The organism is Geobacillus sp. YHL (assembly GCF_022341265.1).
Lineage (GTDB): Bacteria > Bacillota > Bacilli > Bacillales > Anoxybacillaceae > Geobacillus > Geobacillus thermoleovorans.
Genome location: NZ_JAEIGB010000017.1, coordinates 56,669 through 63,366, shown reverse-complemented (window position 1 = coordinate 63,366; position 6,698 = coordinate 56,669). Strand labels below are relative to the sequence as shown.

Annotated in this window: 9 protein-coding genes and 1 pseudogene; 8 read left to right on the top strand and 2 right to left on the bottom strand. The window is 48.3% G+C overall.

Features of this window, described 5'->3' with window-relative positions; genetic code table 11:
- Nucleotides 1–93 precede the first annotated feature (93 nt).
- From JCR24_RS13480 to JCR24_RS13450, 8 genes and pseudogenes are all read left to right on the top strand, one after another.
- Nucleotides 94–762, top strand: a pseudogene (locus JCR24_RS13480) (AraC family transcriptional regulator); the annotation flags it as partial.
- Nucleotides 763–1,146: 384 nt separating this feature from the next.
- Nucleotides 1,147–1,602, top strand: a complete 456-nt coding sequence (locus JCR24_RS13475; RefSeq protein ID WP_081133337.1) for a putative iron-sulfur cluster-binding metallochaperone — start codon at nt 1,147–1,149, stop codon at nt 1,600–1,602.
- A gap of 45 nt (nt 1,603–1,647) precedes the next feature.
- Nucleotides 1,648–2,379 carry an HNH endonuclease gene (locus JCR24_RS13470; RefSeq protein ID WP_238980793.1) on the top strand — a complete coding sequence of 244 codons (732 nt, stop codon included), beginning with the start codon at nt 1,648–1,650 and terminating at the stop codon, nt 2,377–2,379.
- Complete coding sequence (locus tag JCR24_RS17590) at nt 2,295–2,567, top strand: fluoride efflux transporter FluC (RefSeq protein ID WP_370643367.1); 273 nt, start codon at nt 2,295–2,297, stop codon at nt 2,565–2,567. The genes JCR24_RS13470 and JCR24_RS17590 overlap by 85 nt, the downstream gene beginning before the upstream one ends.
- A 61-nt stretch (nt 2,568–2,628) precedes the next feature.
- Nucleotides 2,629–3,186, top strand: coding sequence for a cupin domain-containing protein (locus JCR24_RS13465; RefSeq protein WP_238980792.1), 558 nt, complete (start codon nt 2,629–2,631; stop codon nt 3,184–3,186).
- Between the two features lie 505 nt (nt 3,187–3,691).
- Nucleotides 3,692–4,171, top strand: a complete 480-nt coding sequence (locus tag JCR24_RS13460) for a DUF2975 domain-containing protein (RefSeq protein WP_238980791.1) — start codon at nt 3,692–3,694, stop codon at nt 4,169–4,171.
- Nucleotides 4,172–4,181: 10 nt separating this feature from the next.
- A complete protein-coding gene (locus JCR24_RS13455; protein WP_013144000.1) occupies nt 4,182–4,406 on the top strand; it encodes a helix-turn-helix domain-containing protein in 225 nt (74 codons plus the stop codon).
- Between the two features lie 16 nt (nt 4,407–4,422).
- Nucleotides 4,423–5,325 (top strand): DUF817 domain-containing protein, encoded by a 903-nt coding sequence (locus JCR24_RS13450; RefSeq protein ID WP_238980790.1) that lies wholly within the window; start codon nt 4,423–4,425, stop codon nt 5,323–5,325.
- 64 nt (nt 5,326–5,389) lie between these two features.
- Here JCR24_RS13450 and JCR24_RS13445 read toward each other — a convergent pair whose 3' ends face one another.
- Nucleotides 5,390–5,878, bottom strand: coding sequence for a DinB family protein (locus tag JCR24_RS13445; RefSeq protein ID WP_238980789.1), 489 nt, complete (start codon nt 5,876–5,878; stop codon nt 5,390–5,392).
- 49 nt (nt 5,879–5,927) lie between these two features.
- On the bottom strand, nt 5,928–6,680 hold the full coding sequence (locus JCR24_RS13440; RefSeq protein ID WP_238980788.1) for a TatD family hydrolase: 753 nt from the start codon (nt 6,678–6,680) through the stop codon (nt 5,928–5,930).
- Nucleotides 6,681–6,698 lie beyond the last annotated feature (18 nt).

Here is a 6,698-nt window from a genome sequence, read left to right as displayed (position 1 = left end):
CCTCTCGATTGGAAATCCGGGATGGCCGCTGCTTTGTTTGAGTATGCCCAAATTTATGGAAGGCGTATGTATAATTTTGGATAATCAACACTCGTGATAGATATTGCTTTCTATTATCGCTTTGAAACACAAGAATCATTTACCCGTTCGTTTAAGAAATATTATCAATTACCGCCAGGACAATACCGCAAAATCATGGGTAAATTAACTTTACAAAGGGAGGATGTCATGTTGAAAAACGAACAATTGAAAGGATGGAAATTAAGCGGAAGTCACCCGTTTAATTATAAAATGGGAATTGACAGAGAAATCTTTCACAAGGGGAAAGCATCTGGATTCTTAAAGGCTGTTACTGTCCAATCTCAAGCTGAATTTGCCACAATGATGCAACAATTTAAGGCAGAAAAGTATCTTGGTAAAAGGATAAAACTTTCTGGGTTTATAAAATCAAAAGGTGTTGATGGATTCTGTGGGTTTTGGATGCGAGTGGATGATGCACTTGGGGATGTGTTGCAATTTGATAATATGAGTGACCGCCCGATTGTAGGAGATACTGAATGGAATCATTACTATATCGTTTTAGATGTTCCTAAAAATAGTGCAGTCATATCTTTTGGTGTTTTACTTTCGGGGAAAGGGCAAGTATGGATTGATGAACTTAAATTTGAGGAAGTGGATGAGCGTACACCAACAACAAATATTGATTTTACAGTTGACCTTTTAGACGAGCCTACCAATTTATCTTTTGAAGAGTGGGAGTAGATGATATTTATCCCCGTAAAATATATCCGTCCAGGAAAAAATGTCCAAGAAGCCGAGCAGGGGCAGGGTTTTGCCTGGGTCCATGCTGGGCTTTTCTTCGTTTGAAAGGAGTACTCACTGTCTCCTTTTCGCCTGATTTCTTTCAAATTAGCGGACATGATTTATTTTCCCTTAACATAGCAGGGAAATCAAACATGATGAAAGCATGGTTCGGATAGTGTGAACGCTTGGAAGGGAAAGGCGAAAGGACATTTAGAAAAGACTGGAATGGATCAATGTGCATTTCATCGGCACTGGCCTGGTGTGTGATACAATATTTGATGCGAAGTATATTTAAGTCAGGAAGATCATGGCTCACTTGCCTGAATGAAAGGTGCGATTACAATGGACTGTTGTGCTCCGACAAACCGTGGAGAAACGACGGAAACAAACTGCCCGAAATGCGGGCAAAACGGAAGACGTGTGCCGCTAATCACGCTCAAGTCCCTGCTGAAACCTGCGGCTTTGGCAACGCTCGTCCCTGACCGAGATTATGTCTTTTGTCCGAACCCGTTCTGTGAAACGGTCTATTTTGCGTTGGACGGTTCGCTGGCCTTTTTCGTGGGAGACTTGAAAGTGCCTGTGTTTCAAAAGGATTCGGGCCTGGATGTTCCCGTGTGCTACTGCTTTGACTGGACGAGGGAACGCATCGTTCAAGCCCTACGGCAAGGCAAGGATTCGCTTCAGGAAATCAAGACCCATGTCCAGGCGGGCCGTTGCGGCTGTGAAGTGAACAACCCCCAGGGGGCTTGTTGTATGGGGAACGTGGCGGAGTTTATTCGACAGGTGAACGTGTACTGACCTGTTGAACATGGAGCGGTTGTTCCAGCGTAAGGGGGGAAATCAATGTTTTATAATGAACCGTTGGAAATAAGTACAGCAGTATGGATAAAGATGCTTCAAGATAAAGAAGTTACAACCGAGAATGACTTAAAAATTTTAAAGCTTGTGTATGAGAGTAAAAACCACAAGATAAGAGCTTCAGAGATCACATCAAGATTAAACATACCACATCATGGGCCGATTAACTTACAAATAAGTAGATTTAGTAAGCGTGTCATTCATAATACAGGAGTTCAACCTCCTTTGAGAAAAGACGGAAAACCACGATGGTGGCATGTGCCTTTTTTGGGATATGAAAAATCAGGAAGATTCCCTTGGATCATGCGTCCTGAACTTGTAATTGCCTGTGGGGAAATTTTTGGTCAAAATGATACCGAATTCGTTTATTCAGTTGAAGTTTCTCGTGAGGATGTCTCGTCTTTGACCGAAGGCACAGTGCGGCAAGTTTTTGTAAATCATTATGAAAGAAACAGACGTGCAAGAAGGATTTGCATTAATCATTACGGAAGCAAGTGTGTTGTTTGTGGTTTTGATTTTGAAAAGACATATGGACCAATCGGTAAAGATAAAATTCATATACACCATCTCGTACCCTTATCCGAGATACAGAAAGAATACGAAGTTGACCCTATACGAGATTTACGGCCTGTATGCCCCAATTGTCATTTTATTATTCACAGCAAGAGAGAGCCTTTCACCATCGAAGAGGTAAGAAGAATGATGTTAGGGAAGTGAGGAAAGATGGCCATCGAAAAATCATTGGGGCGTTTACGACGTTTTCCACGTTCAAACTGGAGAGCGTGAATCTGTTTCGGCGGGGCGAAGGGAAGACAAGCCATCTGTACATGGGGATGATGTACCTTCTCGGCATCGGAGCGGCATGGCGGGGAGACCTGATCCATAGGCTCCTTTTCACCCTATAGTGGGCCATCGCATAAAATAATCGCGAAATGTACTGAACCCACTTAAAAGGAGAGTGACCCTTTGAATCCTTACTACATTCACCCGTATAACAGAATGCAGTGGTGTTATCCCATGCCTGCTTATTGGCCCCCTCAACAAGACTGGCGGTACTGGCAACCGTATGCTGGCGGTATTATCCAATATACAAGGAACGACGAGAACCCTCTCGTTGAATTAAAGGATTACGGTGGTCAACCGTTCGTGGTCAATATCGAGCAAGCAGCCAAACGGAATCCGAATTATCGGACAGCAATATGGACGGGAAAACATTTGCAGGTGACGTTGATGAGCATCGAGGTAGGAGGAGATATCGGATTAGAAGTTCATCCCGATGTCGATCAGTTCATCCGCATTGAACAAGGACAGGGACTTGTGCAAATGGGTGGACGCAAAGACCGTCTGGAATTTGAAAGGAATGTGTCCGAAGATGACGCCATCATGATTCCAGCGGGGACGTGGCATAATGTGATCAACACAGGACATGTCCCTCTGAAGCTGTATTCCATTTATGCTCCGCCTGAGCATCCGTTTGGCACGATACACAGAACGAAAGCAGAAGCCAAAGCTGTTCATCGGTGATGGATTTGACCGTTTGTTGGAGATACGGTTTGTCTTGATTGCGGAGAGGTTGCATCCATAAAAGTGAAGCATCCCGAAAAGTTGAAATCACGTCACGAATATCGGCTCTTAGACCATATATACTAGACCGTCGAGATGACCTTATGATCGGCGTTGGGCTTGCCCCACCCATGTTTGATGAACGGCAATCCGAAAAGCCAGCAGCCGAGTTCGATCCTTTGGCTGGCGGAGATCGGGCCTGACGGGCCGAACGGCGGATTTTTCCAGGATGGAAAGCGAATTGATTGGTAATGGGCGGCGTGGAAGTGAATATGGTTGTGCAATGATCCAAAATCAAGGATTATGTTGCACCAACGTTTGTAATCAGGCGTTCCCCTGTGCCGGGAATGCTTTTTTGTTTATCATGTTTTGCAACAAAAATTTAATTAAAATCAATAATTATTTATTGAAAAACGATAAATCAACCGTTACAATAAAATCGAAAACCGGTCAGTGAGGTGTTTGAATGAAACGAGAAACGCTATTTTTAAAGGCGGCTTTGGTGTTGATTGGTCTCCCGGTTTTGGCGTTGTGCATTTTTTTCGTGCCTGTGCTCGGCAATGTGGCGGTGAAGCTGATGCCGGGATTTCCTTCGATTAAGTATTTCGTTTTCGTCGTCTTTGATGCATCGGCGCTGCCGTTTTATTTTGCTTTGTACCAGGCGTTTCGGCTGTTAGTGTATATTGACCGAAACGATGCGTTTTCCGAGGCGTCGGTGAAAGCGTTAAGGACGATCAAACGTTGCGCCGTCGCCATCAGCGTGCTGCATTTGCTCGCCTTGCCGTTGTTTTACTTGTACGCCGAGAAAGACGATGCTCCGGGCGTCATTTTCGTCGGCCTGATTGTGCCGTTTGCGTCGCTTGTCATCGCTGTGTTCGCCGCGGTTTTGCAAAAGCTGCTGCAGCAGGCGATTGAAATCAAACAAGAAAATGAGTTGACCATTTGAGGTGGATGACATGCCGATTATCGTGAATCTTGATGTCATGTTGGCGAAGCGGAAGATGAGCGTCACCGAGCTGTCGGAGAGAGTCGGGATCACGATGGCGAATTTGTCGATCTTGAAAAACGGGAAGGCGAAGGCGATCCGTTTCTCGACGCTCGAAGCCATTTGCAAGGCGCTCGATTGCCAGCCCGGGGACATTTTGGAGTATCGAAGTGATGAAGGGGAGTCAAATCCGTGAGTAGGGAGGGGACGGCTTGAAAGGGGAGAAACACGAGGCAGCGGTGAACGAATACCCACCGCTTTGCCTCATGATCGTCCGGGTGCGCCAGTTTTGCAGAAAGTCGCGGCTGATCAAAGCGTTTGTGCAGCTTGTTCGCTTCGGTTGGGCGCAGGTGTTGTCTTGCGTGTTTCCGGTTGTCATTTTTGCCTCATTGGCGCTGACGAAGATCGCGCCGCTTCCGCTATTGCCGCGGTATGATTGGCTGCTTGTTATTTGCCTTCTCATGCAATGGTGGATGGTGCGGTCAGGGATGGAAACGCGGGATGAACTCAAAGTGATCACCTTGTTCCACGTCATTGGACTTGCGCTCGAGCTGTTTAAAGTGCGCATGGGTTCGTGGTCGTATCCGGAAGAGGGGTATACGAAAATCTTTGGCGTGCCCTTGTACAGCGGGTTTATGTATGCGAGCGTCGCCATCTATCTTTGCCAGGCGTGGCGAAGGCTGAAGGTGGAGTTGGTGCAATGGCCGCCGTTTTGGATGGTCGTTCCTCTCGCTTCGGCGATTTACTTGAATTTTTTCACCCACCATTATTGGGTGGACGTTCGTTGGTGGCTCTCAAGCCTCGTCATGGTTGTCTTTTGGCGGTCATGGGTGACGTATGAGGTCGGGGGAGTCCGCTACCGGATGCCGCTTGTTTTGTCCTTTTTGCTGATCGGGTTTTTCATCTGGATCGCGGAAAACATCGCCACCTTTTTTGGCGCTTGGCAATATCCAAACCAGGTGAAGGCGTGGAGCCTCGTTCACGTAGGAAAAGTGAGCTCCTGGTGTTTGTTGGTCATTGTCAGTTTTCTCATCGTGGCGACGTTAAAGCAAGTGAAAACAATTGCTGTGACAGGGGCAGTGGAGCGTTCACATGAAGATGGAAAATCGTTGTAAGCCGAGCAGGGCGGGGATTTGGCTGGTCGTTGCTCGGCTTTTTCCTTGATGAGCCGCCCGCTCCTCACGGAAGCTGTGCCTTGATTTCTTCAATTTGCGCGAGGTGGCGCTGTTCATGGTAGCCGACAAATTCCACCCATTGCTTCAAATTCAGTGGCCCAAAAATGGGATGCGGGAACGATTTGGCTTCCAAGTCAGCCGGATTGGCTTGCTCCGTGATTTGGCGCAACCGCTGCCGCGATTGATGCAATTTTTCTTCCAGTTCGTGTCGAGTGAAAAAGCGGTTGTCCGGGCGGGCGAAATCAGGCGCCTCCACTTTTTTGGAACGGTCAACGGTCAAGTGGATCGGTTTCTCCTCAACCGGCTGGCTCTCGCCATGCTTTACTGTATGGGCGATCATGGCTGCGATCGATGTTTCAATTAAGTACAGGTGTTCGAGCACTTGGGCGATGGTCCAACTCCCTTTCGCTGCCCGGGTGTTCAGCTGTTCGTCCGACAGCCCGGAAACGCTTTTGATCAGCTGTTGGCGCACTCGCTCATTATGATCCATCATGTTTCCCTCATTTCGATGTAGATTTGGTTTCATCGTACGATAAGGAAGATCAACCGTAAAGCCGTTTTGTGTTCGCCGTGATCATGGTTTTGACTTGTTCGATATCTCGGCCATAGTGTGCCGCCACGGCTCGCGCGGAGTCCAATAGCCATAACGGCGTTGTCAGTTTTCCGGCAAACGGGCCTGCAAACGGCCATGGGCCATCGGTTTCAAGGAGCAGCTGCTCGATGGGAACGAGGGATAACAGCTGCTTGTCGCGCTCGCGGTAGCACACTTCCGGCGTGATGGAGATGTAGTAGCCGCATTGGACGATTTGTTTGACCACGGCAGGCTCGGCCTTCAGCCAGTGGAAATGGGCTTGTCGGACGCCAGTTTGCTGCAAGATGGCCAAGGCGGTTTCGGCGCGGTCGTAGACGGCGTGAAGAACGAGCGGCAAGGAGGCATCCGCGGCGATGGCCGCGATTTCGGTTAATCGTTCTTGATACGCGGGCAGCTTGGCGCATGCTTCCGCTGAATAGTATGGCAGCCCGACTTCGCCGATGGCGGCGAGCAGCGGCCGCTCTTGTTTGACAAGCTCTGTCCATTCGTTCCAATCGGCTGCGCTTGGCAGCGGTTGCTCGGGATGAAAACCGATGGCGGCGTAGACGAAGGAAGGGAATCGCTGTTTCAACTCGAGCGTTCGGCAGCTGGAGCGCAAATCGGTGGATACGGCGACGACGCCGGTGATGCCCGCTTCTTGCCAACGGTTGATTTGTTCATCGATGTCCGTGTACTGGTCGAGATGAATATGAGCGTCGATCATCCACAGCGACCTCCCCTG